Genomic DNA, 26,747 nt, shown 5'->3' on the forward strand with positions numbered 1-26,747 from the left:
GCTGTCTTTGGAGTTTAATAATCAAAATAATTACTGCATCAATATAGTTTATTAACTCTAAAAAGCTAGGCTGGACGTACGGCCAGTCTAGCTTTGTTATTTATTCCTTCGTTGGAATTTCTTCTAGTGTTTCTAAGGAAACAAGAACTGATTTGCCATCTTTTGTCACCAATGAGACTGTCTTTTGCTCTGGTTGGTAGTTAAAACTATCCATCGCTACCTTATATTTCAACGCAATTTTTACAAGTTTATCTTGGAAATCATCAACTGACATTCCAAATTCGCTTGCTAGTTTACGTTGGGCAAGTTCGTCCTCATCTGGCTCATCAACTGGCTCTTCTTCTTCCTTGTCTACAACATCTTCTTTACCATAATTACTTGAACTACCAAAGCCATCTTCTGAAATCGGACGATCTTCTGGATGCAGAACATAGTATTTAACCGTTGCAAGAAATTGTTCCAAAGTATATCCTTGTGGTGCGTGATAATGATCTTCATCAAACCAAGAAAGAGCTATGTTGTGATAATGATCATAGTGTGGAATAATCATCTGTCCGTTTTGGAAATCAACGACGTAAGCAGAGTTATACGGCATCGCTTCTACTGGAACAATCTTTTCTGGTGTCACACGATTATAGATGTCTAACGCTGATTCCTTTTCTGGGGTAGATGGCTTTTCTTCTTTCTTATCTTTTAAACCAGCTTTTGCCACATAATTACGGGCTTCTTCTTGCTCTTTTTTAGACAAATATTTTTTGGGAATATAATGACTGTGACTCATGTGAGGCACTAGATAACCATCACCAAGATCTTCAACAATATCTCGTGCATCAAAAATATAACCGTCTGAAGTAGTATAACGACCAGCTGCTTTTGCAGCCGCTATTTCCTCTGCTGTGTAAACAATTTGTGAATTCGGTTTACCATCGCGATCTGGATGACGAGGAGTCTCCGTAGGTTTGTTGCTTGAGGTAGTTGGGCTTTCTTGCTTTCCTTCATCTAGCGTTCCCCAACCATATTGAGAATATGGACGTTCCTCTGGATGAGCGAGATAATATTTAATCGTCGCAAATAAATCCTCTAGACTATAACCACTTGGCGCCTTGAAGAAATCTGAATCATTGAACCAGGCCACATCTAAATTATGATAATGATCTCTGTGCGGGATAATAATTTTACCCTTCTTCACCTCAGAAGCATATCCTACATTGTAAGGTAAGCGTTCAAATGGGATGATTTTCTTAGCTGCTACTCGTTCAAAGACTGCTTCTGCTTTTTCCTTGCTAGCATCAAAATAAGAAATATCGTCTGCTGCTGGTGCTTTTAGTCCTTTCTTCTGACAGAAAGCCTTAGCTTCTGTCAACTCTTTTTCAGATAGAGATTCTTTGTCCACCCAATGCGTATAGTTATCACGGAAAATGATGTAGGAGTCTCCCTCATCACTAATAATATCTTCTGCCTTAAAGATATATCCATCCTCGACTGATACATACCGCCCTGCTGCTTTTGCTGCATCCACCTCTTCTTGCGAATACATGGTTTTTTTATGAGGTTTTTCAGTTCCAGCAGGCTGGGTTGGTTTACTTGGTTGAGTAGAAACTGGCTTCTCTGGTTTTGTTGAATGAGATGGCTGGCTTGGTTTGCTTGGCTGAGTAGGTTGGTTCGGTTTAGCAGGTTTCGTAGGTTGCTTAGGCTTAGCAGGTTGATGCGGTTTGGCAGGTTTTGCAGGTTGCTTAGGCTTAGCAGGTTGAGGTTTTTGCGGTTGACTGACAATCCCCACTCCCTTCGGATCCTTTAAGCCTGGGAAGCTACGTCCAATCGGAATCATTTTGGCAATTTTCTGTTCAAGCGCCGATAAGCGGTCATATGGAATAAAATGATAATGATCCCCATGAGGCACAACGACACCACGATCCGTACGATTAGTAATCTGCACAGGATCAAATACCAATCCATCTTCTTCCATATAGCGCTGACTCAACGGGAGAGCATACAATTCCTTCAACAATCGAATAATTTCTTCTTCGACAGGCTGTACCACTTGCCCTGTCTGAATCGGCTGTACAGGTGTTCCTGGACGATTTGGCTGAGCTGGATGATTTGGCGCTGGACGACCTTGCTGCACTGGCTGTTGTACCAAAGCAGGAGGAACTTGGCCAATATGGATTGGAACCTGCGGAGTTGTCGTTGTTTTTGGACTGGCTACAGTAGCTTGATTCCGACTATTCCAAAAGGCTTGAGCAGCACGCAATTCGTCTGGCGATAGAGCACTCTTGGGAATATAGTGGAAATGATTCCCATGAGGAACAATATAGGCATCGCCGGTATCTTCAATAATATCGTTAGGATTAAAAATATAACCGTCATCTGTCGTATAGCGTCCCTGTTGTTTAGCAACAGCTACCGCTCCTGTGACAGGTCGATTAGCTTTCGCTTGTGCTTGAATATGCTGGCGTCGTTGCTGATCAATCGCATCTTTACTCCGCACATTTACAGGATTTTCCTTATTTTTCAAATACAGATAATATTGGCCGTTAACCTTAATAATATAGCCATCTTTTACTTCATTAACAATATCTGAATCCTGTAATTGGTAAACAGGATCTTTCATAATCAAGTCTTCACTGATAATCGCATCGAACGGAACTTTTCCATTATAGTAATGATAATGGTCTCCATGAGACGTAACATAGCCTTGGTCGGTTATTTTGATGACAATTTGTTCTGCTGCAATATTTTCTTTTGCACTAACCTGTTCTGGCGTTAATTCCTCAACTCTTGTCGGATTATTTTCTGTAGAAGTGTCCGTTTTATCTACATAGGCTACCCGATGACTTTCTGTTTTTGTCCCTCCTTGCTGCCGTCCTAGTTCATAACTGCACAGACTAAGAGCAATCATGGCAACACTCCCAATGATATATTTCTTTTTCATTTTGTTAATTCCTTTGCTAGTATAGCGATATTTTCTTCTAAATTTTCTAAATAAGATTGATCATTTTCTGGATCAGCTTCCAGAGGATTCAAGGTTTTCAAGTCAACACCCGTTGACTTCACAAGTGTTTCTGCTACTTTTGACGAAGCATTGCTTTCGACAAAAATCGTTTTTACCTGATAGCGTTTGACAAATTCTTCGATTTCAGCCAGCTGACGGGGGCTAGGCTCCTGCTCTGGTGAAATTCCTGCAATCCCCAATTGTTCTAAGCCAAAGCGCTTCGCCAAATAAGAAAATGCTGTATGCTGTGTAACAAATGTCTTTTGCCGCGCTTTTTGAAACACCGGCTGATATTTTTGAGTCAGATTTTGTGCCTCTCTGCTCAATTTATCTGCATTTTTCTGATAAAGTTCTTTGTGAGTAGGATCAGCCTTAGCCAACTCTTTAGCAATAATTTGTGCTTCTTCTGCCACTTTTTCAGGGTCTAACCAAGTGTGGGGATCGTAGAGCGTTTTTTCGTCAATTCCATCACCAGCCTCCATATCTTCGAGGCCTGCCACCTTATCCAAACTCATCCCTTGAGAGGCTTCAATCACCTTGACTTCAGAATTTTGTAAATTTGGATCAAGGCTTCCTGCCCAAGATTCCAAAGTTCGTGAATGATAGACAAAAATATCTGCATCATAAATTGCTGCAACATCATTAGCTGAAGGTTCAAAGGAATGGATACCATTACCTGATTGAATCATTCGAACATCGTTCACGTCTCCTGCAATTTCCTTAACCATGGAGTAGATTGGATAAAAACTAGTCACAATCTTCAAGCCCTGTTCTTTTTCTGCTGTCTCTTTACTACATGCCGTAGTCCCCAAGCAAACAATGAGGCCGAGAAAGGCAAGAAAAAGAAACCTCTTTTTTCTTTTCATACAAACTCCTTTACCGATTATGAACCAGTTATCTTTATATGCCAAAATAAATCCAGCTATATACTTAACTGGTTTTTAAACTAGTTAATAATATACCACTCTATAGAATAACTGTCAAGCCTTTTTCAAAAAAATTATAGTGGATTGAGAACTGAATACGGACCGAACTAGTGGTTCAAAGGGGCGAGCTGCGCTCAGTCTATTTCCAACCTTCCACAATTCTCAATTGCAAGGGGCGAGCTGCGCTCAATCTATTTCCAACCTTCCACAATTCTCAATTGCAAGGGGCGAGCTGCGCTCAATCTATTTCCAACCTTCCACAATTCTCAATTGCAAGGGGCGAGCTGCGCTCAATCTATTTCCAACCTTCCACAATTCTCAATTGTGGAAGGTTGGCAGATTTTGATTTTTATAGAGTATAACGATGTCCTAACCTTTATTCAATTCACTATAAAAAAAGAGAAAAGAAACAAATGCCTCCTTTCACTCTCTATAGTGTATCATCAAATCCATCGCACCAAACCTTAAACCTAGTCAGCATATTCTAGACTCTTGATTTCTTCTAACATATTTGCTTCTTCGGCAGATAGTTTGTAATATTCTAGCAGGTCGGGTCTACGCTGGTAGGTTTTTTTGAGACTTTCATAGAGGCGCCATTTGCGGATATTTTCATGATGACCACTCATGAGGACATCTGGCACGACCATTCCACGAAAATCATAAGGCCGAGTGTATTGGGGATATTCCAATAGGCCTGATGAAAAGCTATCATCAGTATGACTGGCTTCTTTGCCAATAACCTCTGGAATCAGGCGCACAGTGGCATCGACCATGGTCATGGCAGCAAGCTCTCCGCCTGTCAACACGTAATCTCCCAGCGAAATCTCATCGGTCACCAAATACTTAATTCGCTCATCATACCCCTCGTAGTGACCACAAATAAAAATCAGATGCTCTTCCTTCGCCAATTCTTCGGCATAAGCCTGATTAAATCGCTTACCAGCAGGATCCAGTAAAATCACCCTGGGTGCTGTCTTTTCAATCTGATCATAGGCATCAAAAATCGGCTGCGCCCGCAATAGCATGCCCTGACCACCTCCGTACGGCTCGTCATCAACATGGCGGGATTTCTCCGCATTTTCTCGAAAATTATGGTAATGAATCTCTAACAAACCCTTTTCTCGAGCCTTACCGACAATCGAGTGCTCCAAGGGCGCAAACATTTCTGGAAAGAGGGTCAAAATATCAATCTTCATCGTCTAACCCTTCTGGAATCTCTACTTGGACGCGACCTTTTTCCACATCCACCTCAAGGACAACAGGGGGAATATAAGGGAGCAGCAAGTCTCGTTTGCCTTTGCGTTTGACTACCCAAACATCGTTAGCACCAGGCTGTAAAATCTCCTTAATGGTCCCAAGCAATATCTCGCCTTCATAGACTTCTAAACCAATGATTTCATGGTAGTAAAATTCTCCCTCATCCAAATCAGATAAGTCCTCTTCAGCTACTTTGAGGGTAAAATCACGGTATTTTTCAATATCATTGATATGGTACATCCCCTTAAACTTGATGATATCAAAGTTTTTTGCCTTGCGGTGGCTGGCGATTTCCACATTCATGACAAACTGGTCTTTGGTGTCGAACAAGGCCAAGTGATTGCCTTTTTTAAATCGTTCTTCCGCAAAATCTGTTACAGACAAGACCCGCATTTCTCCTTGGAGTCCTTGAGTGTTGACGATTTTTCCAACTTTAAAATAATTCATGTGCTCTCCAAAACTCTATAATATGCCTTATTGTACCATTTTTTAGGCATTTTCTCAAGACAAGAAAAAGAGCGGACTAGCCACTCCTTTTACTTTTCATCAATGACAAGACGAACTTTTTTGTCACTTGTTGGAACAGAATAAACAATCGTCCGAATCGCAGAAATTGTGCGTCCTTTTCTGCCGATAACGCGACCAATATCAGACTGTTCTAAGTCCAAGTGATATTCTAAAAATTCAGGTGTATCAACGATTTTTATCGTCAAGCTATCTGGCTGTGAAATCAAGGGTTTCACAATTGCAATAATCAGATTTTCTATCATGTCCATAAGTGCTCTCTCTTAATTCGTTTTATTTTGAGAATTTTGAATCGTGGAATTTCTTCAATACTCCAGCTTTTGAAAGGATGTTGCGAACCGTATCAGAAGGTTGTGCTCCGTTTGCCAACCATGCAAGAACGCGGTCTTCTTTCAATGTTACTTGGTTTTCAGTAACAAGCGGATTGTAAGTTCCAACTGTTTCGATGAAACGTCCATCACGTGGAGCACGTGAATCTGCTACGTTAATACGGTAGAAAGGTTTTTTCTTAGAACCCATACGAGTTAAACGGATTTTTACTGCCATTTTCTATAAGTCTCTTTTCTTTTATAATTTATCGGTGAAATAGCAGGGCTATTGATCACATGTTCTATTATATCAGATTTTTAAAAGGTGTCAAGAAAAAAACTTGACACTGGATATTTTTTATAGACAGCACTGTACTGCTACTACTTAGAACCTGTATTCATAAGCGAAGTAATTCTAATCAGGAGCTGTGAATACAGCTTCTTAATCTCTAGCTCGTTGCTCTAGGGTATCTCCTTACCTTTTGGTTTACACCAAACACCATAGTGAAATTTCTGGTTAGGGCGAATTAAGCGTGTAAAGCCCAAATCTTCAAAAATCCTATCTCTGAAATGAGCCTTGAGGATAATCTTTTCTCTGGCGACTCGCTTGGCTTCTTCCAAGAGTTCTTCAGTTAAACGTGACGGATTGGCAAGTCCTGCAAGGCCTGATAAGTTCTGTGATTCACGAATCGTTTCAGAAAACATGGGGTCAAAATAGACAAGGTCAAAAGACTCGCTAGGTTGCTGTCGTAAAAAGGAGAGGCTGTCCATTTCCACCACTTCAATCGAGCGCATGGCAGCATTAACCTTGAGACTTCCTGCCTCACATTCTTTCAAGCCTTGGCTAACAATAAAAGCAATGAGACGAGAAGATTCCACCGCTGTCACCTCGTGACCTGCACTTGCCATGACGATACTGTCAGAAGCAAGCCCCATGGTACAATCGCAAATCCTTTGGGGACGACTCCCGATAAGCTCTAGCAAGGGATCACGCCCAGATTTGATACGCAAAAGGGCTGTATCGGGGTGGAAAAAGAGACGCTCGCCTCCCACTTGTTCAAAGACCAGTTTATCCTGATAGAAGACCAAAACGTGACCATAGCGTTCTTGTAGTTTCTTGACTGAATTTTTCTTGCGCTCCACATAGGTCACACCAAAAGACTGGGCGAGGGCTTCTGCACGCGCTACTAGTTCTTCATTCATACCGAGACTTGTTGTGATAATCCATTTCATACTGTCAGTATAGCAAAAAAGATGACTTCTGTCGAAATCATCTTCTGATATCATCTAGTTGCTATTGATGATCCATTAAAATCAATCTATCTTTTTAATACTTTCTTACGTAATGCGGACGCAAGCAAATTCCTCTTGCTAGCAACAGCAAAACAGTTGCCAGTATGTTCACTACAGCGAAAGTATTATCTTTGAATCACTGCGTTTGCTACTTTTCTAAAACGAACGATATATTCTGATGCTAGAAGAAAAAAATACAAGACTCTAAGGTGAAAATTGAGTTTTTCAGTGAAAAATTTGATGACTACTTTGTTGCAGGGTGCTTCAAAAAAAGAAGCTGGGCAAAAACTCAATTTTTGACCTTTCTCTTAAAAACTGAACAATATAAAATGGCTTAGAATCAACGTTTCTTGACAACGTTAATCTAAGCCATTTACTATTTTTAAGACTTTTTGCACAGTCTCTTTTTAGTCTATTATCTTTACCTTTGTGCGAATAACTTCTGCATCAAAGTCTGTTGCTGGTTTATAGCCTTTAGCAAGAAGTCCTTGGATATAAAGTTTGTTATAAGAGAATCCCCACATCACTAAAATGACAATAATAATGAAAATGTAGATATCAGAATTAAAGAATAAAGCTCTATATATTAACTTCACTACAAACATAATAGCCGCCCACTTCCAATCCTTACGAAATAGCGGAACACAAAAAGTGAAGAAAAAAGTTGTCCACGAAAAGCCTACTGGCGCTTGTTTGATTTGTCCAACTGGGCTAACTAAATTGACTTTCATTTACATTCCTTCTTGAGAAAAACTTAAATCGCATTAGTGGTAAAGCTGCGACTTTCGAGCACTTTTAGCATAGCATCTGCTGTATCAAGGGCGGTAAAGAGCGGTGTGCCTGTTTCGATAGCAGAGCTACGGATGATTTGCCCGTCTCCTTCTGCCACACGTTTGGTACCGACCGTATTGATAATAGCCTGTACTTGACCTTTACGGACTAGAGCAGGAATATCATTAGCCTCATCTTCTCCTAATTTATTAACCGCAATCGACTCGACCCCATTTGCCTTGAAGAACTCGCTGGTTCCTTCTGTCGCAAAAATACCATAGCCAATCGCTTCAAATCGTTTGGCTAACGCAAGAGCCTCTTCCTTAGTTTCATCTGCAATTGTAAAGACGACATTTCCAAATTCTTCCAAGTGGAAATGACTAGCTTCAAAGGCTTTGTACAATGCTTTTTCAAGGGTTCTGTCTGTTCCCATAACCTCACCAGTTGATTTCATTTCAGGACCTAAGAGGCTATCAACCTTAGCTAGTTTGGTAAAGGAGAAAACGGGAGCTTTGACATGGACATTTTCTGATTCAGGATACAAGCCGTCCTCATAGCCCAACTCCGCCAAGGTTTGACCCAAGATAAGCTTGGTTGCAACCTGCGCCATTGGGACATCTGTCACTTTCGACAAGAATGGCACGGTACGGCTGGCACGTGGATTGACCTCGATGACATAGACCGTTTCATCCTTGATGACAAATTGAATATTCATCATTCCGATACAGTTAAGCCCAATCGCTAAACGCTTGGTATAATCTGCAATCGTTGTTTGAATTTCTTTTGATAAGGTCTGCGGAGGATAGACCGCCATAGAGTCTCCTGAGTGGACACCCGCACGTTCAATATGCTCCATAATTCCTGGAATCAGCACATCTTTACCGTCAGAAATGGCATCGACCTCACACTCACGTCCGACAATATAAGAATCGACAAGGACAGGGTGCTCAGGGCTTGCCTTTACAGCAGTCCGCATGTAACTACGCAAATCTGTTTCATTTTCAACAATTTCCATGGCCCGACCCCCAAGGACATAAGACGGACGAACAAGGACAGGAAAGCCAATCTTGCGGGCTGCTTCAACTGCTTCTTCTTCATTGGTTGCCGTTTGCCCTGGCGGTTGTGGAATTCCTAAATCTTTCAAGGCCTTTTCAAACAAGTCACGGTCTTCTGCACGGTCCAAGTCTGCAACCTGAGTACCGATAATCCGAACACCTGCCCTTGACAAGGGTTCTGCCAAGTTAATCGCTGTTTGCCCACCAAATTGAACAATGACACCGATTGGCTGCTCCAGCTCAATCACATTCAAGACATCTTCGAGGGTCAAGGGTTCAAAATAGAGCTTGTCCGACACTGAGAAGTCCGTAGACACCGTCTCTGGGTTTGAGTTCATGATAATCGCTTCATAACCCGCTGCCTGAATGGCTTTTACAGAATGGACCGTCGCATAGTCAAACTCGACCCCTTGACCAATCCGAATCGGACCCGAACCTAAAACAAGGACTGATTCTCTTTCTGAGCGAATGGACTCATTTTCCCATTCATAGGTTGAATAGAAATACGGAGTAGCACTTTCAAACTCGGCTGCGCAAGTATCTACCATTTTATAGACTGGAACAATGCCATTTCCCAAGCGGAATTGGCGAACTTGATCTGGCGTTTGCTGCCACAATTCTGCAATCTTGCGATCTGCAAAGCCATTTTGTTTGGCACGTTTTAAGACATCGACATCGCCAATGTTGTTCGCTAGCTCTACTTCTATTTCAATGATATGGACCAGTTTATCCAAGAAAAAGACATCAATCTTCGTCAGATGAGCAATTTCTTCCACCGTAAACCCACGACGAAGAGCTTCAGATACATAGAAGAGACGATCGTCCTGCGCTTTGACAATCTTTTCAACAAGGACATCGTCTGTCACATCAGCCAAGTCCTTCATTTCTGTATGATAGACACCGATTTCAAGCGAACGACAAGCCTTTAAGAGACTTTCTTCAATGGTGCGACCAATGGCCATGACCTCACCTGTCGCCTTCATCTGAGTTCCCAAACGGCGCTCGCCTTTTTCAAATTTATCAAATGGGAAGCGTGGGATTTTCGCTACAACATAGTCCAAGGCAGGCTCAAACATGGCATAGGTCGAACCTGTCACAGGATTCACCATCTCATCCAAGGTCAAGCCCACAGCAATCTTAGCTGCGAGTTTGGCAATCGGATAACCTGTTGCTTTTGAAGCAAGGGCAGACGAGCGAGACACGCGCGGATTAACCTCAATGACATAGTATTTAAAGCTGTGCGGGTCAAGAGCCAGCTGCACATTACAACCTCCCTCAATCTTGAGGGCACGGATAATACTCAAGCTAGCATCGCGCAACATTTGGTTCTCAATATCAGATAAGGTCTGCGTTGGCGCAAATACAATGGAATCTCCTGTATGAATCCCGACAGGGTCAAAGTTTTCCATGTTACATACGACTAAGGCGTTGTCTGCACTATCACGCATCACTTCGTATTCGATTTCCTTAAAGCCAGCAATTGAACGCTCAATCAAACATTGGGTTACTGGAGAGAGTTTCAAGCCGTTTTCTGCAATCTCACGGAGTTCCTCTTCACTCGCACACATACCGCCACCAGTTCCCCCAAGGGTAAAGGCAGGACGGACAATGACAGGGTAGCCGATGCTAGTTGCAAAGGCAACGGCTTCTTCAACCGTATTGACAATTTCTGATTCTGGAATGGGTTGGCCCAAATCTTCCATTAACTGCTTGAACAAGTCACGGTCTTCCGCCTGAGCAATAGCCGATAATTTTGTCCCTAAAAGTTCCACACCTAGCTCATCAAGGATACCTGCTTTGGACAATTCCATGGCCATGTTGAGACCTGTCTGACCACCCAAGGTTGGCAAAAGCGCATCAGGGCGCTCCTTGCGCAAGATACGAGATACAAATTCAAAGGTAATCGGCTCGATATAAACCTTATCTGCAATCTCCTTATCCGTCATAATCGTAGCAGGGTTTGAGTTAACCAAGACCACACTATAGCCCTCTTCCTTCAACGCAAGACAAGCCTGCGTCCCCGCATAATCAAACTCCGCCGCCTGACCAATAATAATCGGACCAGACCCAATCACCATAATTTTCTTAATATCACTACGTTTTGGCATAATTAAGATATAAAGGGCGTCAAACGAACACAGTCAAAATAGGAGTTTGTTCCGCAGAACAATGAGTTCTAGGACAAACTATCTTTTTGACAAAGTTCGTAGCCCGTATTCAATTTTGCAAATACGGCTCCCTTTGTTTCTCCTTTCTATTCGTCAGCTCTCTGGCTGCCATTAAATATGTTATTTCTTACCTGTCTCAGCTTGAAAGGCATCAATCAATTCCATGAAATCATCAAATAAATAGCTGGCATCATGTGGACCAGGCGCTGCATCTGGGTGGAATTGGACTGAAAATGCTGGTTGATAACGGTGGCGAACTCCCTCGACAGATTTGTCGTTAATTTCTTCATGGGTAATCATCAAGCAGTCTGGCAAGTCCTCGCGCGACACTGCAAAGCCGTGGTTTTGGGAGGTAAAGTCTACACGACCTGTTGCAATTTCACGAACCGCATGGTTAAAGCCACGATGACCGAATTTCATTTTGTAGGTACTAGCCCCGTTGGCTTTGGCTAGCAACTGGTGCCCCATACAGATACCGAAAATAGGAATCTTCCCTTGAATACCGCGAATCATCTCTAAAGCCTCTGGCACATCGTCTGGATCTCCAGGACCGTTTGAAAGCATGACACCATCTGGTGCAAGATTTAAAATCTCCTCTGCGGTCGTATCAAATGGTACTACGGTGATGTTGCAGTCTCGTTTTGACAATTCCCGTAAAATGGAATGCTTGAGACCGAAGTCGACCAAGACGATATTGCGCCCGATACCCGGTGCAGGATAGGCTGTCTTGGTAGAAACTTGAGCGATATTGTTGGTCGGAAGCACCGTTGCCCGCAGTTGGTCAGACAGATGTTCCACTGAATCTCCTGCGTCTGCCAAGGTCGCCCGCATAGTACCGTGCTGACGAATAATCTTCGTCAAGGCGCGCGTGTCAATACCTGAGATGCCCGGGATTTTCTTAGCTTTTAAAAATTCATCCAAGGTCAACTGGTTGCGCCAATTACTAGCACGGCGTGCCCATTCACGAACCACCACCCCCTTGCAGGTTGGGATAATTGATTCATAGTCGTCACGATTGACCCCGTAATTCCCCACCAAGGGATAGGTGAAGGTCAAGATTTGCCCATTATAGGATTGGTCGGTAATGGACTCTTGGTAGCCCGTCATCCCTGTATTAAAGACAATCTCGCCTGTCACTGCAATATCTGCTCCAAAGGCTTCGCCTTCAAAAATTGTTCCGTCTTCTAAAATTAACAATCGTTTTGCCATCATTTTCCTCCTCGTCTGCTCTCTCTGAAGCTTGTTAACGTTTGTTGGCTCTTGCATGTAATACTGCTTCTAAAATTGCCATCCGAACAAAGACACCATTTTGCATCTGCCGAACAATCCGTGATTGAGGTGCCTCAACCAAGTCATCAGCAATTTCTACATCACGATTAACGGGCGCTGGGTGCATGATAATGGCTGTCTCTTTCATGCGTCGGTAGCGTTCCTGCGTCAGCCCATGCAAGCGGTGATACTCTTCTTTTGAAAAACTTTCATTTCCATCATGGCGCTCATGCTGCACCCGCAAGAACATGAGGACATCTGCTTCTTCGACAATGTCATCTAACGCAACATGCTGACCGTAGGTATCAAATTCTGCTGCATACCATTCACTTGGACCTGCAAAGAATAAGTCAGCCCCCAAGCGTTTTAAAATCTGCATATTGGACTTGGCCACACGTGAGTGGGTCAAGTCACCCGCAATCATAATCTTCAAGCCCTCAAAACGCCCAAATTCCTCATAAATGGTCATCAAGTCAAGGAGTGACTGACTTGGGTGTTGACCCGAACCGTCTCCCCCATTGACAATCGAAGCCGTAATAGTCGGACTTTCAATCAATTCTCGGTAATAATCGACTTCCGAATGGCGAATTACACAAATATCCACGCCCAAGGCACTCATGGTCAAAATGGTATCATAGAGGGTTTCCCCTTTATTGACCGAGCTGGTCTTCGCATCAAAATCAATCATGTTAAGACCTAGACGCAACTCCGCCATTTCAAATGACTTGTGGGTCCGTGTCGAATCTTCAAAAAAGAGATTCGAGACATAGGCCGTTTGAGGAAGCACTGCTGCTCCATTTTTAAAAGCAAGTCCTCGCTTGATCAAGCCCATAACCTCTTCATTAGACAGACTTTCCATGGTCACTACATGCTGGAGCGACACTTTTTCATCGATGATTGGCATCTCAATCCTACCTCTTTTATTTTGCCTCATTCGCGTCGAGTAACAAAACGGAATCCTTACCGTCTGACTCAGCCATGTGAACAATGATTTCCTCGCTTCGACTAGTTGGAATATTTTTTCCAACATAATCTGCCCGAATCGGCAACTCACGGTGACCACGGTCAACCAAAACTGCAAGGCTAACCCGAGCAGGACGACCAAGAGAGACGATATTGTCAATCGCTGCACGAATGGTCCGACCTGTATACAGCACATCATCAACCAAAATAACATCACGGTCATTGACATCTGCTACCATCACCGTCGTATCTTCTTCTACTTTCATATCATCACGGAAAGGCTTGGTATCGAGCTCTCCCAGCGGCACCTCAATCCCCTCCAGCTGTTTCAACCGCTCTTGAATGCGTTTTGCGATATAAACACCGCGAGTCTTAATCCCTGCTAGGACAATATTATCCAACTTTTTATTCCGCTCGATAATCTCGTAGGTAATCCGTGTAATGGCCCGTTTCATGGTCATTTCATCAACTATTTCTTTGGTTTTCATGACTAACCCCTTTCTTGCCTGACAGCACAAAAAAATCTCCTTGACACAAGGAGATTCCAGAAAATAAGCTCAAGAAAGTCTTCCAAAACCTGTACCATCAGACAACCTGCACCTTGCCTAGTGGCAGGTTTATCTGCGGTGCACGTTCTCACGATGATACGAGGTTTTGATACAATCCATCACCTGTTTTAGCTGATACTCCTTGCCTGTTTCTCGGAACAGTCCTTAAAGGATTCATTTCAACTAGTATAACAGAATTTTTCCCAAAAGACAAATACTATATCACCAATGACCATTGTATTTTTGTTACCTTACAATAGATGTGAGACCTGAGTACAAAAAAGAAGAAACCTGATATGATAAAAGTAACCACACTTCTCATAAAGGAATCTTCTCATGACTAGTATACCACAAAACCTTCGTTATTTGCCACACACGCTCGACACACGTTACCACGCGGTGAAAACGTATCGTGGTGGGGCTTCTGTCGCATTCATCTGCAGGCGGTATAAGGTCTCAAAAGCCTCTCTCATGCGCTGGAATAAGCGATTTGACGGAACCAAGGACTCTCTCAAAGATAAGTCCCACAGACCACACAAAACTCACCCCAAAGCTCATACTGAGCAAGAAATCAGGTGGATTAAAAACTGCATCCGCAGAAATCCAAATGCAACCCTCATCGAGATTTTCTACAAGCTAAGAGCCAACAAGGGATACGACAGACACCCTTGCTCTCTCTTTCGGCTCTTGAGAAAAATGGGATTCTTCAAGGCGGCTGAAACCAAGAAAGTGGCCTATGTTCCTAAACCCTATGATACACCCACGAAATTAGGAATCAAGTGGCAAATGGACGTGAAGTACGTCCCTAAGCACTGTTACACTGGCACGATGCCTGAAAAATTTTACCAGTACACTGTCATTGACGAAGCAAGCAGAGAGCGATTTATCTATCCCTTCAAGGAACAGTCCTCTTACTCCACTGTCCAGTTTGTCAAAATGGCCATCAAACACTTTCGCTACAAGCCACAAATTATTCAGACCGACAATGGATTTGAGTTTACTCACTTCAAGGAAACCAAGCAGATTCACCCCTTGGATGTGCTTTGTAAAGAGCTGGGCATGGTGCACAAGCTCATTCGACCGCGAACACCTAGACACAACGGCAAAGTGGAACGCAGCCACAGAAACGATAACAGACGCTTTTACCAACACTTGCGATTCTACTCCTACGATGACCTCATCAGGCAGATGAAACGATACCTCTACACCTCTAACAGACTCCCCATGCAGAGCCTAGGTTGGAAATCCCCTATTGAAACAAGAAAATATCTCCAAGGAGCTAGCTCCTTGGAGATAGAATAGCATATCATGGTTTCTAAAAATAAAAGTTTGGTCTCACATCATTGACAAAGGTACATATATCACCAATGACCATTGTATTTTCTATTTCCAACCTTCAACAGTCCCCCGGACTGACATTAGTTGAAGATTATTTCATAATCCTTATTTCCAACCTTCAACAGTCCCTCGGACTGACATTAGTTGAAGATTATTTCATAATCCTTATTTCCAACCTTCAACAGTCCCCCGGACTGTTGAAGCAAGATGAGTTAACGACGTCAGACTTTGATTTCTGACGAGTATTAATCGCTTTGACTAGGAGCAGTCCATATCCTGCTAGCAGATAAGCGATAAAAATAGTAGCTGCATAGGTCAAGACATAATGCCAGCCATACTTGGGTACATTTAAGAAGAAATAGGCAAAAGGACTGTCTTTGGCATCAGGAATCGGTAGCTTGATAACAAGACCATTGATGAGAGCAAAGGCCAAGTAGGCAACAGGTAAAGCAGTCCACCAAATAGGGTCAAACCACTTGTACTGACCTTGCTTGTCCACAAATAAGGTATCCAATAGAAAATAAAGAGGTACAATATAGTGGCAGAGAAGATTTTCCACCCGCCAAAAATCTGTCGCTAAAGGCGCCAGCATAAAATGGTAAATAACACAGGTAATCATAATCGACATGGTTACAGCTGCTTTCAACCGCAGAAAACTCTGGCGCTGCAAGTCTTTCTTCTGATACATGGCATAGACCATATAGACTGAAAAAAGCGAGACTAATAGATTCGATTGAACCGTATAGTACATCAACATACCGATACTATGCTTAACGATTTCAAGAGTCGTTCCGATGATGGCAAGTACAGCCAACAAACAGCGCGAATAAAACAATTTACTTTGATACTTCAATTTATTCCTCCTAAAATAAGAAGAGGGAGCGAGACAAGATGCTTGCCTTACTCCCAACTAGTAAAATCTATCGTATTAGATTTTCTTCACAAATTCTGATTTTAATTTCATGGCACCAAAACCGTCAATCTTACAATCGATGTTGTGGTCACCTTCAACGATACGGATGTTTTTCACACGCGTACCTTGTTTCAAATCTTTAGGCGCACCCTTGACCTTCAAATCCTTGATGAGGGTCACTGTATCACCGTCTGCCAAGCGATTTCCGTTGGCGTCGATTGCTACCACACCTTCTTCTTCTGCGACTTCTGCTGGATTCCATTCGTAGGCGCATTCTGGACAGATGAGCAATACTCCGTCTTCATAGACATATTCTGACTGACATTTTGGGCAATTTGGTAAAGTTTCCATACTCTCTCCTCTTATTTTTAACCTATCTAGTATACCATGCTGACGCCAATTGAGCAAGCCATACTCTTCTTTTCAATTTACAACAAATTCGTGTTTCTGAGCTTGTCGAGGGTTTCACGGAAAATAGCTGGGGCTTCTGCCGTAAAGGTCACGACCTCTCCTGTCCGAGGGTGGGTAAAACCGAGGGTCTTGGCATGTAAAAACTGACCGTGCCCTTTCAAGGTTTTCCGCGGTCCGTATACCTCGTCACCCGCTACGGGGTGACCGATATAAGCCATGTGAACACGAATCTGATGTGTCCGCCCTGTTTCAAGAGTTAATTCAACCAGAGTATAATCTCCGAAGCGCTCCAAGACCTGAAAGCGGGTGAGAGCTTCTTTTCCCTTAGCGGTTACCGCCTGCTTCTTACGATCCTTGTCAGAACGACCAATTGGCGCTTCAATCACACCACGGTCATTTGGCAGATTGCCATGGACAATGGCAATGTATTTCCGTAAGGATTTCTTGGCTTTTAGTTCCTCTGCTAATTTCTGGTGGGCTTCATCGTGTTTGGCAATCATTAACAGCCCTGATGTATCCTTGTCAATCCTGTGAACAATCCCAGGCCGCATGACCCCATTGATACCCGACAAATCCTTGACGTGGTACAAAAGCGCATTAACCAAGGTACCTGAAGTATGACCCGCCGACGGATGAACGACCATGTCTTGTGGCTTATTGACAACCGCCACGTCCATATCCTCGTAGACAATCTCAAGGGGAATGTCTTCTGCTACATAGTCAACTTCTTCCACCTCTGGAATTTCGTACTGGATACAATCCCCATGCTGAACAGTATATTTGGCTTTTTTTGCCTGACCATTGACAAGGACCAGACCAGCCTTGATTTGCTCATTAGCTACCGAGCGCGATAGAGGGGTAAAATCCGCCAAGGCCTTATCAAGACGCATTCCGCCTGTTTCAACTCTTACTTCCATTTTTCTCTTCTTTCATAATGTAGATAAATAAAGCCATCACACCGACTGTCAAGCACATGTCTGCGACATTAAAAACTGGAAAATCGATAAAATCAAGATGAAACATATCCACAACGTAGCCCAAACGAACACGGTCGATAAAATTCCCAATCCCCCCCGCAATCACAAGCGCAAGGCTAGACAAGAGCCGCAAACTCCCCTTGATATGCTTGATAAAATACCAAATAGCAGCCGTCATCACAACCAAGGTCACGATGGTAAAGAACCACTGCTGATTCTGGAGAATAGAGTAGGCTGCGCCATAATTACGCAAGTAATAAAAGTTGACCAATCCAGGAATAAAAGCCCGCTGTTCATTCAAGGCGATAGTGGCTACTGTCCAAGCCTTGACCCATTGATCTAAGGCAATCAAGCCCACAATTCCTAGTGGAAATCCAATTTTTCTCATACTATCCTTTCTTCTTGGCAAAATAGCCTTCCATAACACGGATAAAATCTTGCGCACACTGGCTTAGTTCCGTATCTTCTCGCTTAACATAGACCATGCGGTTGCCTTTTCCTTCCTTGAAAGGAATCACCGTAATCCCGTGCACACTCTCACTGTCTAAAAAACCTGACCCCGTTGCATAAGCATCCGTCCGCTCCAAAATCCCATTTAAGGTTGCTCGGTCTGTCACATCAAAGGTTACAGACGAATCGGACGTATCAAAGAAATTCTCAGAGTAGTAAAGATATTCGTCCTTTTCTTGGGTAAAACGAACAGTCGGAAGCCCCGCCAAATCGGCCAATTCAATCTCAGCTTTTTGCGCCAAGGGATGACCTTTGCGGATGTAGATATGGGTTTGAAAGGGGATCAAATCGACCACTTCCAAGCGTAATTTTTCCAGCTTTTGCATGATGCCCTTGGTGTTGCGGTTGTTCAGATAGATAATGCCCAACTCGCTATGGCCTTGCGACACTTCATCCAAAATCTGTACCGTCGTTGACTCAAAGAGACGAAACTTGGGATATGCTGGAAATTGCTGCGAAAACTCTGTAATCAGCGGTGGTAAAAAATCATAGTGCTGACTGGAAATCGAAAACTCAGCTTCTCCCTCATCATGCTGTAAATAAAGGTGTTCAAAGCTATCAAATCCCTTGACCAAACTCTGAGCCTTATCATAAAATTCCATTCCCCGACGAGTCAAAAACGTCCCTGAACTAGTCCGACTAAAAATTTTAAAGCCCAATTCTTTTTCCAAATCACGTACAGAAATGGATAGACTCGGCTGTGAGACAAACATTTTTTCTGCTGCTTCTCGAAAAGTCCCGCTATTTGCAATCGCCACAACATAGCGCAATTGTTGAATATTCATGCTGCCACTTCCTTTGTAAAATACTCTTTATTATACCATAATCCATTGCAAATGATATAGCGCACGTCGTACAAATTACACGCCGTACGCATGAAAACTTTCTCTTCATCCTTTTGTGCCCTGACATCAATTTTGAAAAGATAGCTTTTTAAATCAATCATCTGCTTAGCCTCTTTCTCCAAATAATTGGACTAAATAATCTTCTAAATGAACAGAAACACTTGCAAAAACAAGTATGTTGGAGTATGTTATTTTAGCAAACTGTTAAACTAGCTTGTAAATCCCCCTTTAGGTCAAGGGTAGAAAACGGGTAAAGATTATGAGAAGTCGTAAAGACCTCAAAAGGAAAGAGCACCTAGAACCTATCAAGCTAGCGATTCCCGTCGCTAAATTGATGAAAGAGTTACTAAACGCCCTAAATTAATCTTTAATAGCAAGTAGGTATTCGTCTACTTGCTCCCTTGACATTGGTTATAACATAGCTTGCTATCTTGTGCAAGGACTACACCGCTCAAGAAACTATTTCATCCACTGATAGCCCCACAAGGCTTTTTCTTTTGCTCTGCTGTATGCTATTCTAGTTCTTAGCAGCTAGGTAAACGACTTCTGTAACATCTGTGAAGCCTAGTTTGCGATACAGAGTGGCAGCTACTATGTTTTCTTTTTCAACGACAATCTGAAAGGCTTTATCATTTCGAGAAAGCAACTGACAGATGACCTCTTTCATTAAGTAACTCCCCAGTCCCTGCCCTTGATGAACAGGTGCTACTCCCAAGCCAAAAATATGGTTATAATCAGATGTCGTATCGATTGTGACCGAAGCAAGCACTTCCTTGTCCTTCATCAATACATATAACAAGGTGTCGTCTCCTTCAAGGCTAGCATGTGCATATTGCTCACTATTATCAATGCTCTTCTGAAAGGCTTCAGCTTGAACCTTGGCAATGGCTCTAATCATCTCTTTTTCAGCTAAGACGACTTTACAATCATCACGACTCTCCAGATTATAGGGCTTTAGCTCTCGCCGCAACCACAGTTCTGCATAGTCTTCCTCGACCAAGTTAAAGTGAGATAGCAACCATGGATTTTTCTCGATAAAAATTCGCTCTGTCTCATAGGAAATCCCTGACAGTTGATACTCTTTGGCAACTTGGATAAATGCTGCTTCCAAGGCTCTTGCAATTCCTTGATTTCTAGCTGACGGTAAGACAAAGAGTGATACACTTACATCCTCTCGTTCGTCCGCATAAACATAAAGACAGCCCAATAATGTCTCTTCTTCATAGGCCAGAAAGATGCAAGGCATATCTGGATCAACATTATAGTCATTCGCCAAATAAGGGATACTAGCTGTTCCATCATATTCATGACAGGTCTCTAGCAAGTTCAAGACCTGCTTCATTTCTTCATCTGGTAAACAATTCCTTTTCCTAATCCTCATATCGTCCTCCTGAACAAAAAAGAACCTGCCAAAAGGCAAGTTCTCAGGTAAGCTTTCTAAAGCCAGTAATAAGGTGTTCCTTATTATTTCGCGATAGGGTAAACAGATACTTGTTTTTTATCGCGTCCTTTACGTTCAAAACGTACTACGCCTTCAACTTTAGCGTAAAGTGTGTCATCTCCTCCACGACCTACGTTAGCTCCTGGATAGATTTTTGTACCACGTTGGCGGTAAAGAATTGAACCACCTGATACAGTTTGACCGTCAGCCGCTTTAGCTCCAAGACGTTTTGCTTGAGAGTCACGACCGTTTGACGTTGAACCTCCACCTTTTTTGTGGGCGAATAGTTGCAAGTTAGCAAGATTCAAGTTTAACATAATGTTAGTCCTCCAATATTCTGTGATGAGTGTTGTTGCGCCAGGCTAAAATTAAGCGTTGATAGCGTTGATAACAACTTTTGTATAAGGTTGACGATGACCTTGTTTACGGTGGCTACCTTTTTTAGGTTTGTATTTGAAAGTAACAACTTTCTTTTGTTTTCCTTGTTTTTCAACAGTTCCAACAACAGTAGCACCTGCTACAAGTGGAGTTCCGACAACAGTCTTTTCACCACCAACAAGAACAACTTCGTTAAATGTAACGTCTTGACCAGCTTCTACGTTCAATTTTTCAACGTAGATTGCTTGACCAACTTCAACTTTAACTTGTTTTCCGCCAGTTTTAATGATTGCGTATGTGCTCATTATGCACCTCCTATGATAATATGGGACTTGTCCCGAATTTTTTGTGAAGACTCGCCTAGCATCGTGGGACGAACCTCTTAAACGATGATCGAGCGGTTGCACAGGCTGTGCATAGTCAACATTCTTATTCTATCACTCTTAGCGGAATTTGACAAGTATTACCACTCAATAAATACAATTTTCTTCTGTGAATTGAGGGAAAGGCAAATTTCAAGTTCAAGTTAGCCAGTCTGTAAAAATTCTCTAGGAGATTTGTAACCCAATATCTTCTTTGGATAGTTGTTAATCCAGTTTTCAATAAATGTGACTTGTTGTTGAGTCACATTTTTGCTTCTCTTAGGCAACCAACGCCGGATGAGTCTATTATGATTCTCATTAGTTCCCCTCTCCCAAGAGGAATAAGGGTGGGCATAGTAGATATGATCGGGGTCAAAAACTTCTGCTAAACGACTGAATTCAGTCCCGTTATCAGCTGTGATTGAGTTAATTTGATAATCTCTGAGGATCATTTTCAGAGCTTGATTGACTGAAGACGCGGACTTATCGGGAATAAGTCGGATGATTTGATAACGACTCTTTCTATCAGTTAGAGTCAACAGACACTCATTTTTTGCCCGTGTTTGAATAACTGTATCAATTTCAACATCACCAACATTCTCACGTTGATTAATGCTTTCTGGTCGTTCCTCAATCGATTTTCCAGCCGGCTTAAAGTTAGGACTCGCTTGTTTTTTCTTCGTTTTCTCTTTCCGAGGATAAAGCATGTCAGCCTTGGTCAACCCTAAGTGCCCACGATGAATCCAGTAGTAAATGGTGGAGACGGAGGCAGGTATCCCTTTTACTTTTACCATCATCTCAGGAGAGTATTTCTGTTTGATGTAGTGAAGAATTTTTTCTTTGAGTTCCTTGGTTAGGGAAGTTTGCTTCACAGAATGTTTGCGATTATTTTGATAGGTTTTTTGAGCGAAGTCAGCTGAGTAGATTATTTCAAATTTTCCTTTACGCACTTGTTGCCTAACCTGACCACGTTTGACTTCGTTGTGAATGGTTTGAGGAGCCTTCTCTAATCTTCTAGCGATTTCACGATTTGAGAACCCTTCTTGAAGCCAACGCTCAATCATTCTACGCTCAGCTAGTGTCAAATGTTTCCTTTTTGGTGTATAATAGTGTTGCATCTCAGAGTCTTTCTAATTGTTCTTGTGGTGATTACAATTATATCTCTCTGAGATGTTTTTTTATACCCTTGACTGGCTAACTTCATTGTAGAACTTTCGGAATTGAGGGAAACAGGCACCATAGCTCCCTGAGCTGTCTCAGCTTCTCTTGCTTTTTGTTTTGTAGAGTTGGAAACATTCACTAGATGTTGCTCGCCATTTGACGCTTCAAGAGTCATTAAGATTGAAGAATAGTGGCTACGACTATAGCCAATCCTTGTTGTTACTTCCTTTACCTGCATCACCTCTACTTGGACAACTGTTTGGTTGGCAAAATACTCATAACGCTGCCATACAGTGGATAAACGGTAACATTCGTATGCAGGATAGAAAAGTGCCAAAAAGGGTAAGCCAACAAGTAGCTGTAATTTTTTCTTTGTCATGTGGCTGTCAAATAAGTTCTCTCTTATAGTAAAAAATACTGCTCTCCATCCTCGCCTTCGTAGCTTTCGATAACAGAAAAGATAGACAAGTAAGATGAGCAAAAACCGAAGAAAAGCTCCTACTACATAATACTTAGACGGCACCATTCCCATAATAGCATTTTCAACTTCTGCCTTCCAAGATAGTGTATTCCATAGCCCATCTAGCACATCTTTTCCCATTCTGTATGTTTCCTTTTCAACTCCTGATTCCTTGTCAAAGCCCTTCTTTTCGTTAATATCTACTATGTGGCAATCTCAGATGATCATTACAACAAATCGCTAATCAAGTCATCAACTTCATCTTTTTCTGCCTGAGGGGTAATTTCTGTTACCATAATACCACGAACAGCCCGCTCTACCAGCCCCTCTACATCCAGACGGCTTTCGTACTGCTCGACATTTTTTATCTTAGGATTGGTCTTTGGACGGTCTGGAGCAAAAATCGTACAGCAATCTTCAAAAGGCTGAATGGAAATCTCAAAGGTATCGATTTTCTCAGCGATGTCAATAATTTCTAGTTTGTCCATGGTCACAACAGGGCGAATGACGGGGGTATTGGTCACCGCGTTAATGGCCTGCATACTTTCTAAGGTCTGACTCGCCACTTGTCCTAGGCTTTCTCCATTGATGATCACAAGACCACCACGTTCTTCACGAATGCGGTCGGTAATCCGCATCATGAAACGACGAGTCAGAGTCATCAGATAGGCTTCGGGCGCTTTTGCCTTAATTTCTTCTTGGATTTCTGTAAATGGAACTTCGATAAACTGGATATTACCACCAAACTTAGTCAATTTCCGCGTCAAATCTTGTGCTTTTTTGAGCGCACCTGGACTGGTATAAGGAGGACTGGCAAAATGCACTGCTTCAATATCTACACCACGTTTAAGAGCTAAATAACCAGCTACTGGCGAATCGATTCCTCCAGATAGCATGAGCATCCCCTTTCCAGACGTCCCGACAGGAAGCCCACCTGCCCCACGAATGGTTTCGTAGGAAATATAGGCTGCTTCTGAACGAATCTCCACTCGCAACTCAATGTCTGGCGCCTTCATCTTGACTTGAACATGGGGAATCGCATCAAAAATGGCATTTCCCAAGGTTTGATTGAGCTCACGGCTATCCAGTTCAAAGCCATGGTCGCTTCGCTTGCTAGAGACCTTAAACGTCATTCCTTCTTGGTAGATGTCTGTCATAATTTCTTGTACCGCTGCAATCAAGGCTGGAACAGATTTCTCAATCTTATAAGACGGAGAAAAATTTTGAATCCCAAAAATCTGTTTGAGACTTTCTGCGACTGGCTTGTAGTCGGTTCCGTGGAGATAAACATGGGCCCGATCGCGATCTGCCATGACCTTGACTGCTGGATAGATGGATAAGACATCCTGAATATTATTTCTGAGTTTGTTGATAAAGTGCATCCGATTTTTGCCTTTGGTAGACAATTCTCCGTAGCGAATCATAATTTCTGAATACTGCATAGTTTCTCTTTCTATCTTACTTTTTTCGTTTGTTCATAAATGATTTTAAAGGTCGTCAGTACCTGCTCTATTTGGCTCATATCATTTTCTAAATCCAAACTCATGCGAACGGCTGTTGTTGCAAGCTGAGATTGAACCCCCATGGATAAGAGCGTTCCAGCGGGTTTTCCTGCCTTAGATGAGCAAGCTGAGGTCGTTGAAACATAGATACCATACTCCTCAAAGGCATGAACTAGGACCTCTCCCCGAACTCCTTTGAGACCAAAGGTCAGAATATGCGGGGCAAACTGGTCTTGACCGGAGAAAATTCGAATATCTTCATAGGCGGACAGTCCTTGGAGCAACACTTGCTTCATCTGACTAGTTTTGTGGGTAAATTCTTCCTGCCGCTCCATTGCTAGTCGAAGAGCTTTAGCTGTTGCTGCAATCCCTGCTAGATTTTCAGTTGTGGAACGCTTATCTGTTTCCTGCCCACCACCTGTTAGCAGAGGGGTGATTTTCTTTCCATTTTTAATGTAAGCAAAGCCGACACCTCGAAGACCATGAAATTTATGGCTGGAAAAAGTGGCAAAATCAACACGATCCGTTAAATAAGTAGCTACCGGAATCTTAGCCAAGGCCTGTACGGCATCCACATGAAAAGAAATCGTTGGTTTATCTTTTAGTAAATCCGAAATACCCTGAATGGGCTGAATCGAGCCAATCTCATTATTGACTGCCATAACGGAGACCAAGATTGTATCTGGGCGTAGTAAGGTTGCCAATTTCTCCACATCGACAAAACCTTGCTGATCAACAGGGGCAAAATCCACTTCATATCCTTGTGTTTTCAGCCAAAGTGCAGATTCCTTGACCGCAGGATGTTCAATATCAGACACAACGATATGCTTGCCAAACTGCTCCTTTTCAAAAGCAACACCCTTGATAACCCAATTATCCCCTTCTGTCCCACCAGAAGTAAAAAAAATTTCCTGAGGCATGACGCCAAGTAAGTCTGCAATTTGCTTCCGAGAAGCCTGCAAGATTCGTGTTGCTTGACTGCCCAGATGATGCAAACTGGACGGATTGCCCCAAATCTTAGTAGCAACTTCTGTATAGGTCGCAAGCGCCTCAGAATACGGTCGGGTCGTTGCCGCATTATCTAAATAAATCATCATCTATCCTCTTTTCATCTATCTTCCTATTATACCAAATTTTAGGGCCCGAGAAATAGAAAAAACTCTGTTGCGACAGAGCTTTTCGCTATGAATCCTATAAGACCTGCGCCAAGGCATTGATATCTTCCTGCGTAGTCGACCAGCTAGTGGCTAGACGGATAATGGTATCGGTATCATTATGCTTTTCCCAAAAGCCATAGCGTACACCCGCCCGATCCAGTTTCTCCAACTCTTCTGCTGTCATCAGCAAAAACTGCTGATTGGTCGGGGACTTGAGATAAAAGCGGTAGCCTTTTTCTTCTAGTAAGACAATCAGCTGCTCTGCCATTTCAATCGCATGCGTCCCCAACTGCAGGTACAAATCATCTGTAAAAAAACGGTCAAACTGGATACCTGTCAAACGTCCCTTGGCTAGAAGAGCGCCATGCTGCTTGACAATGGTCGTAAAATGCTTGGGTTGATTGCATTTTGTAAAGACAACAGCTTCTCCCATAAGAGCTCCCATCTTGGTCCCACCGATATAAAAAACATCTGTTAAGGCAGCAATTGTCGGCAAATCAAGATCCGTTGTGCTGGCAGCCAAGGCATATCCCAGACGTGCACCGTCTAAAAAGAGGGGAATCTGATAGTTCTTACACACCGTTGCTAAATCAGTCAGCTCCTCTTTGCTATAGAGCGTTCCGTATTCTGTTGGATGCGAGATGTACACCATTCCTGGAAAGACCATATGTTCGTGATTGGCATCTGCATAAAAACTTTCCAATAGGCGACGGACAGCGCTAGCCTCGATTTTTCCATTCGTATGTGGCAAGGTCAAGACCTTATGACCTGAAAATTCAATCGCGCCAGCCTCATGCACAGCAATGTGACCAGTGTCTGCTGTAATGACTCCCTCGTAGGAAGCAAGTAGGGCATCAATGACCACTTGATTGGTCTGAGTGCCTCCCGTCAAAAAGGTGACCTCAGCATTCGGACAATTAGTCGCCTCGCGAATTTTCTCTGCTGCACTCAGGCTGTAGTCATCTGTCCCATAACCAGCTAACCCCATATCGTTGGTAGCTACTAGGGCTTCTAAAATTGCTGGATGAGCTCCCTTATTATAGTCATTTTCGAAATGTAGCATGCTTCTCCTTTTTCTCCTACATAAGTCAAAAAGCCTTGAGTTTCAAGGCTTTCCATGTTCAATCATCCGTCCTGAGGGAATCGAACCCCCATCTCAAGAACCGGAATCTTACGTGATATCCATTACACTAAGGACGGCAAGAGAAAGACTTGCT

At 42.8% G+C, this 26,747-nt stretch carries 27 protein-coding genes, 1 tRNA gene and 1 other annotated feature; of the genes, 1 reads left to right on the forward strand and 27 read right to left on the reverse strand.

Translation table 11 applies throughout. The features are described 5' to 3' along the window. Nucleotides 1–100 precede the first annotated feature (100 nt). From CHF41_RS10155 to pyrR, 12 genes are all read right to left on the reverse strand, one after another. Nucleotides 101–2,932: a pneumococcal-type histidine triad protein gene (locus CHF41_RS10155; protein WP_119876711.1), complete on the reverse strand. Its 2,832-nt coding sequence runs from the start codon at nucleotides 2,930–2,932 to the stop codon at nucleotides 101–103. Beyond that, the gene (locus CHF41_RS07615) at nucleotides 2,929–3,858 is read right to left on the reverse strand and encodes a metal ABC transporter solute-binding protein, Zn/Mn family (protein WP_119876712.1); all 930 of its coding nucleotides are present in this window, start codon (nucleotides 3,856–3,858) and stop codon (nucleotides 2,929–2,931) included. Before CHF41_RS07615 ends, CHF41_RS10155 begins: the two co-directional genes overlap by 4 nt. 530 nt (nucleotides 3,859–4,388) lie before the next feature. Further along, entirely contained in the window at nucleotides 4,389–5,114 is a 726-nt protein-coding gene (gene trmD / locus CHF41_RS07620) for a tRNA (guanosine(37)-N1)-methyltransferase TrmD (RefSeq protein WP_119876713.1), read from the reverse strand. After that, on the reverse strand, nucleotides 5,104–5,622 hold the full coding sequence (gene rimM / locus CHF41_RS07625; protein ID WP_119876714.1) for a ribosome maturation factor RimM: 519 nt from the start codon (nucleotides 5,620–5,622) through the stop codon (nucleotides 5,104–5,106). Before rimM ends, trmD begins: the two co-directional genes overlap by 11 nt. A gap of 89 nt (nucleotides 5,623–5,711) precedes the next feature. Next, the gene (locus CHF41_RS07630; RefSeq protein WP_067089824.1) at nucleotides 5,712–5,951 is read right to left on the reverse strand and encodes a KH domain-containing protein; all 240 of its coding nucleotides are present in this window, start codon (nucleotides 5,949–5,951) and stop codon (nucleotides 5,712–5,714) included. 22 nt (nucleotides 5,952–5,973) lie between these two features. After that, nucleotides 5,974–6,246 carry a 30S ribosomal protein S16 gene (rpsP, locus tag CHF41_RS07635; protein ID WP_119876715.1) on the reverse strand — a complete coding sequence of 91 codons (273 nt, stop codon included), beginning with the start codon at nucleotides 6,244–6,246 and terminating at the stop codon, nucleotides 5,974–5,976. Nucleotides 6,247–6,470: 224 nt separating this feature from the next. Then, nucleotides 6,471–7,241 carry a class I SAM-dependent methyltransferase gene (locus CHF41_RS07640; RefSeq protein WP_119876716.1) on the reverse strand — a complete coding sequence of 257 codons (771 nt, stop codon included), beginning with the start codon at nucleotides 7,239–7,241 and terminating at the stop codon, nucleotides 6,471–6,473. A gap of 467 nt (nucleotides 7,242–7,708) precedes the next feature. After that, nucleotides 7,709–8,032: a DUF2628 domain-containing protein gene (locus tag CHF41_RS07645; protein WP_119876717.1), complete on the reverse strand. Its 324-nt coding sequence runs from the start codon at nucleotides 8,030–8,032 to the stop codon at nucleotides 7,709–7,711. A gap of 23 nt (nucleotides 8,033–8,055) precedes the next feature. Continuing rightward, on the reverse strand, nucleotides 8,056–11,235 hold the full coding sequence (gene carB, locus CHF41_RS07650; protein ID WP_119876718.1) for a carbamoyl-phosphate synthase large subunit: 3,180 nt from the start codon (nucleotides 11,233–11,235) through the stop codon (nucleotides 8,056–8,058). A gap of 180 nt (nucleotides 11,236–11,415) precedes the next feature. Next, nucleotides 11,416–12,504, reverse strand: coding sequence for a carbamoyl phosphate synthase small subunit (locus tag CHF41_RS07655; protein WP_119876719.1), 1,089 nt, complete (start codon nucleotides 12,502–12,504; stop codon nucleotides 11,416–11,418). Between the two features lie 34 nt (nucleotides 12,505–12,538). Beyond that, nucleotides 12,539–13,468, reverse strand: a complete 930-nt coding sequence (locus CHF41_RS07660; RefSeq protein ID WP_119876720.1) for an aspartate carbamoyltransferase catalytic subunit — start codon at nucleotides 13,466–13,468, stop codon at nucleotides 12,539–12,541. Between the two features lie 16 nt (nucleotides 13,469–13,484). Further along, complete coding sequence (gene pyrR / locus CHF41_RS07665) at nucleotides 13,485–14,015, reverse strand: bifunctional pyr operon transcriptional regulator/uracil phosphoribosyltransferase PyrR (protein ID WP_119876721.1); 531 nt, start codon at nucleotides 14,013–14,015, stop codon at nucleotides 13,485–13,487. A 396-nt stretch (nucleotides 14,016–14,411) separates the two neighbouring features. On the opposite strand from pyrR, the gene CHF41_RS07670 reads away from it, so the two are divergent. Continuing rightward, nucleotides 14,412–15,377: a DDE-type integrase/transposase/recombinase gene (locus tag CHF41_RS07670; RefSeq protein WP_119876722.1), complete on the forward strand. Its 966-nt coding sequence runs from the start codon at nucleotides 14,412–14,414 to the stop codon at nucleotides 15,375–15,377. 214 nt (nucleotides 15,378–15,591) lie between these two features. Here the strand turns inward: CHF41_RS07670 and CHF41_RS07675 are convergent, their stop codons facing one another. From CHF41_RS07675 to CHF41_RS07745, 15 genes are all read right to left on the reverse strand, one after another. Next, the gene (locus tag CHF41_RS07675; protein WP_119876723.1) at nucleotides 15,592–16,266 is read right to left on the reverse strand and encodes a Pr6Pr family membrane protein; all 675 of its coding nucleotides are present in this window, start codon (nucleotides 16,264–16,266) and stop codon (nucleotides 15,592–15,594) included. Nucleotides 16,267–16,341: 75 nt separating this feature from the next. Beyond that, nucleotides 16,342–16,677, reverse strand: coding sequence for a zinc ribbon domain-containing protein YjdM (locus CHF41_RS07680; protein WP_119876724.1), 336 nt, complete (start codon nucleotides 16,675–16,677; stop codon nucleotides 16,342–16,344). Nucleotides 16,678–16,754: 77 nt separating this feature from the next. Next, entirely contained in the window at nucleotides 16,755–17,654 is a 900-nt protein-coding gene (locus CHF41_RS07685) for an RluA family pseudouridine synthase (RefSeq protein WP_119876725.1), read from the reverse strand. Beyond that, the gene (gene lspA, locus CHF41_RS07690) at nucleotides 17,638–18,102 is read right to left on the reverse strand and encodes a signal peptidase II (protein ID WP_119876726.1); all 465 of its coding nucleotides are present in this window, start codon (nucleotides 18,100–18,102) and stop codon (nucleotides 17,638–17,640) included. Before lspA ends, CHF41_RS07685 begins: the two co-directional genes overlap by 17 nt. A 1-nt stretch (nucleotide 18,103) precedes the next feature. Continuing rightward, nucleotides 18,104–19,009, reverse strand: coding sequence for a LysR family transcriptional regulator (locus CHF41_RS07695; protein WP_119876727.1), 906 nt, complete (start codon nucleotides 19,007–19,009; stop codon nucleotides 18,104–18,106). After that, the gene (locus CHF41_RS10210; protein ID WP_119876728.1) at nucleotides 19,006–19,170 is read right to left on the reverse strand and encodes an exfoliative toxin; all 165 of its coding nucleotides are present in this window, start codon (nucleotides 19,168–19,170) and stop codon (nucleotides 19,006–19,008) included. Before CHF41_RS10210 ends, CHF41_RS07695 begins: the two co-directional genes overlap by 4 nt. A gap of 416 nt (nucleotides 19,171–19,586) precedes the next feature. Then, nucleotides 19,587–20,450 (reverse strand): GNAT family N-acetyltransferase, encoded by an 864-nt coding sequence (locus CHF41_RS07705; protein ID WP_119876729.1) that lies wholly within the window; start codon nucleotides 20,448–20,450, stop codon nucleotides 19,587–19,589. Between the two features lie 83 nt (nucleotides 20,451–20,533). Next, the gene (gene rpmA, locus CHF41_RS07710; RefSeq protein ID WP_067089616.1) at nucleotides 20,534–20,827 is read right to left on the reverse strand and encodes a 50S ribosomal protein L27; all 294 of its coding nucleotides are present in this window, start codon (nucleotides 20,825–20,827) and stop codon (nucleotides 20,534–20,536) included. Between the two features lie 51 nt (nucleotides 20,828–20,878). Continuing rightward, on the reverse strand, nucleotides 20,879–21,193 hold the full coding sequence (rplU, locus tag CHF41_RS07715; protein WP_008808969.1) for a 50S ribosomal protein L21: 315 nt from the start codon (nucleotides 21,191–21,193) through the stop codon (nucleotides 20,879–20,881). Nucleotides 21,194–21,230: 37 nt separating this feature from the next. Then, nucleotides 21,231–21,301 (reverse strand) — a sequence feature (ribosomal protein L21 leader region). A gap of 113 nt (nucleotides 21,302–21,414) precedes the next feature. After that, complete coding sequence (locus CHF41_RS07720) at nucleotides 21,415–22,368, reverse strand: IS30 family transposase (RefSeq protein WP_119876374.1); 954 nt, start codon at nucleotides 22,366–22,368, stop codon at nucleotides 21,415–21,417. Beyond that, a complete protein-coding gene (locus CHF41_RS07725) occupies nucleotides 22,332–23,012 on the reverse strand; it encodes a hypothetical protein (RefSeq protein WP_119876730.1) in 681 nt (226 codons plus the stop codon). Before CHF41_RS07725 ends, CHF41_RS07720 begins: the two co-directional genes overlap by 37 nt. A gap of 86 nt (nucleotides 23,013–23,098) precedes the next feature. Beyond that, nucleotides 23,099–24,313 (reverse strand): tRNA uracil 4-sulfurtransferase ThiI, encoded by a 1,215-nt coding sequence (thiI, locus tag CHF41_RS07730; RefSeq protein ID WP_119876731.1) that lies wholly within the window; start codon nucleotides 24,311–24,313, stop codon nucleotides 23,099–23,101. An 11-nt stretch (nucleotides 24,314–24,324) separates the two neighbouring features. Then, complete coding sequence (locus CHF41_RS07735; RefSeq protein ID WP_119877169.1) at nucleotides 24,325–25,467, reverse strand: cysteine desulfurase family protein; 1,143 nt, start codon at nucleotides 25,465–25,467, stop codon at nucleotides 24,325–24,327. 97 nt (nucleotides 25,468–25,564) lie between these two features. Then, complete coding sequence (locus CHF41_RS07740; protein ID WP_119876732.1) at nucleotides 25,565–26,593, reverse strand: threonine aldolase family protein; 1,029 nt, start codon at nucleotides 26,591–26,593, stop codon at nucleotides 25,565–25,567. Nucleotides 26,594–26,658: 65 nt separating this feature from the next. Next, nucleotides 26,659–26,730 (reverse strand) — tRNA-Arg (locus tag CHF41_RS07745). Between the last annotated feature and the right edge of the window lie 17 nt (nucleotides 26,731–26,747).

Source organism: Streptococcus respiraculi (assembly GCF_003595525.1).
GTDB lineage: Bacteria > Bacillota > Bacilli > Lactobacillales > Streptococcaceae > Streptococcus > Streptococcus respiraculi.

Coding starts and splice junctions, on each gene's coding strand:
- CHF41_RS07615 (WP_119876712.1), bottom strand. CDS start 3,858: ATGAAAAGAAAAAAGAGGTTTCTTTTTCTTGCCTTTCTCGGCCTCATT.
- rplU (WP_008808969.1), bottom strand. CDS start 21,193: ATGAGCACATACGCAATCATTAAAACTGGCGGAAAACAAGTTAAAGTT.
- CHF41_RS07740 (WP_119876732.1), bottom strand. CDS start 26,593: ATGCTACATTTCGAAAATGACTATAATAAGGGAGCTCATCCAGCAATT.
- CHF41_RS07735 (WP_119877169.1), bottom strand. CDS start 25,467: ATGATTTATTTAGATAATGCGGCAACGACCCGACCGTATTCTGAGGCG.
- CHF41_RS07645 (WP_119876717.1), bottom strand. CDS start 8,032: ATGAAAGTCAATTTAGTTAGCCCAGTTGGACAAATCAAACAAGCGCCA.
- CHF41_RS07695 (WP_119876727.1), bottom strand. CDS start 19,009: ATGAATATTCAACAATTGCGCTATGTTGTGGCGATTGCAAATAGCGGG.
- trmD (WP_119876713.1), bottom strand. CDS start 5,114: ATGAAGATTGATATTTTGACCCTCTTTCCAGAAATGTTTGCGCCCTTG.
- rimM (WP_119876714.1), bottom strand. CDS start 5,622: ATGAATTATTTTAAAGTTGGAAAAATCGTCAACACTCAAGGACTCCAA.
- CHF41_RS10210 (WP_119876728.1), bottom strand. CDS start 19,170: ATGATTGATTTAAAAAGCTATCTTTTCAAAATTGATGTCAGGGCACAA.
- rpsP (WP_119876715.1), bottom strand. CDS start 6,246: ATGGCAGTAAAAATCCGTTTAACTCGTATGGGTTCTAAGAAAAAACCT.
- CHF41_RS07660 (WP_119876720.1), bottom strand. CDS start 13,468: ATGCCAATCATCGATGAAAAAGTGTCGCTCCAGCATGTAGTGACCATG.
- pyrR (WP_119876721.1), bottom strand. CDS start 14,015: ATGAAAACCAAAGAAATAGTTGATGAAATGACCATGAAACGGGCCATT.
- CHF41_RS07705 (WP_119876729.1), bottom strand. CDS start 20,450: ATGAGGATTAGGAAAAGGAATTGTTTACCAGATGAAGAAATGAAGCAG.
- carB (WP_119876718.1), bottom strand. CDS start 11,235: ATGCCAAAACGTAGTGATATTAAGAAAATTATGGTGATTGGGTCTGGT.
- CHF41_RS07630 (WP_067089824.1), bottom strand. CDS start 5,951: ATGGACATGATAGAAAATCTGATTATTGCAATTGTGAAACCCTTGATT.
- CHF41_RS07680 (WP_119876724.1), bottom strand. CDS start 16,677: ATGGAAACTTTACCAAATTGCCCAAAATGTCAGTCAGAATATGTCTAT.
- thiI (WP_119876731.1), bottom strand. CDS start 24,313: ATGCAGTATTCAGAAATTATGATTCGCTACGGAGAATTGTCTACCAAA.
- CHF41_RS07670 (WP_119876722.1), top strand. CDS start 14,412: ATGACTAGTATACCACAAAACCTTCGTTATTTGCCACACACGCTCGAC.
- CHF41_RS10155 (WP_119876711.1), bottom strand. CDS start 2,932: ATGAAAAAGAAATATATCATTGGGAGTGTTGCCATGATTGCTCTTAGT.
- CHF41_RS07655 (WP_119876719.1), bottom strand. CDS start 12,504: ATGGCAAAACGATTGTTAATTTTAGAAGACGGAACAATTTTTGAAGGC.
- rpmA (WP_067089616.1), bottom strand. CDS start 20,827: ATGTTAAACTTGAATCTTGCTAACTTGCAACTATTCGCCCACAAAAAA.
- lspA (WP_119876726.1), bottom strand. CDS start 18,102: ATGAGAAAAATTGGATTTCCACTAGGAATTGTGGGCTTGATTGCCTTA.
- CHF41_RS07685 (WP_119876725.1), bottom strand. CDS start 17,654: ATGGAAGTAAGAGTTGAAACAGGCGGAATGCGTCTTGATAAGGCCTTG.
- CHF41_RS07725 (WP_119876730.1), bottom strand. CDS start 23,012: ATGGGAAAAGATGTGCTAGATGGGCTATGGAATACACTATCTTGGAAG.
- CHF41_RS07640 (WP_119876716.1), bottom strand. CDS start 7,241: ATGAAATGGATTATCACAACAAGTCTCGGTATGAATGAAGAACTAGTA.
- CHF41_RS07720 (WP_119876374.1), bottom strand. CDS start 22,368: ATGCAACACTATTATACACCAAAAAGGAAACATTTGACACTAGCTGAG.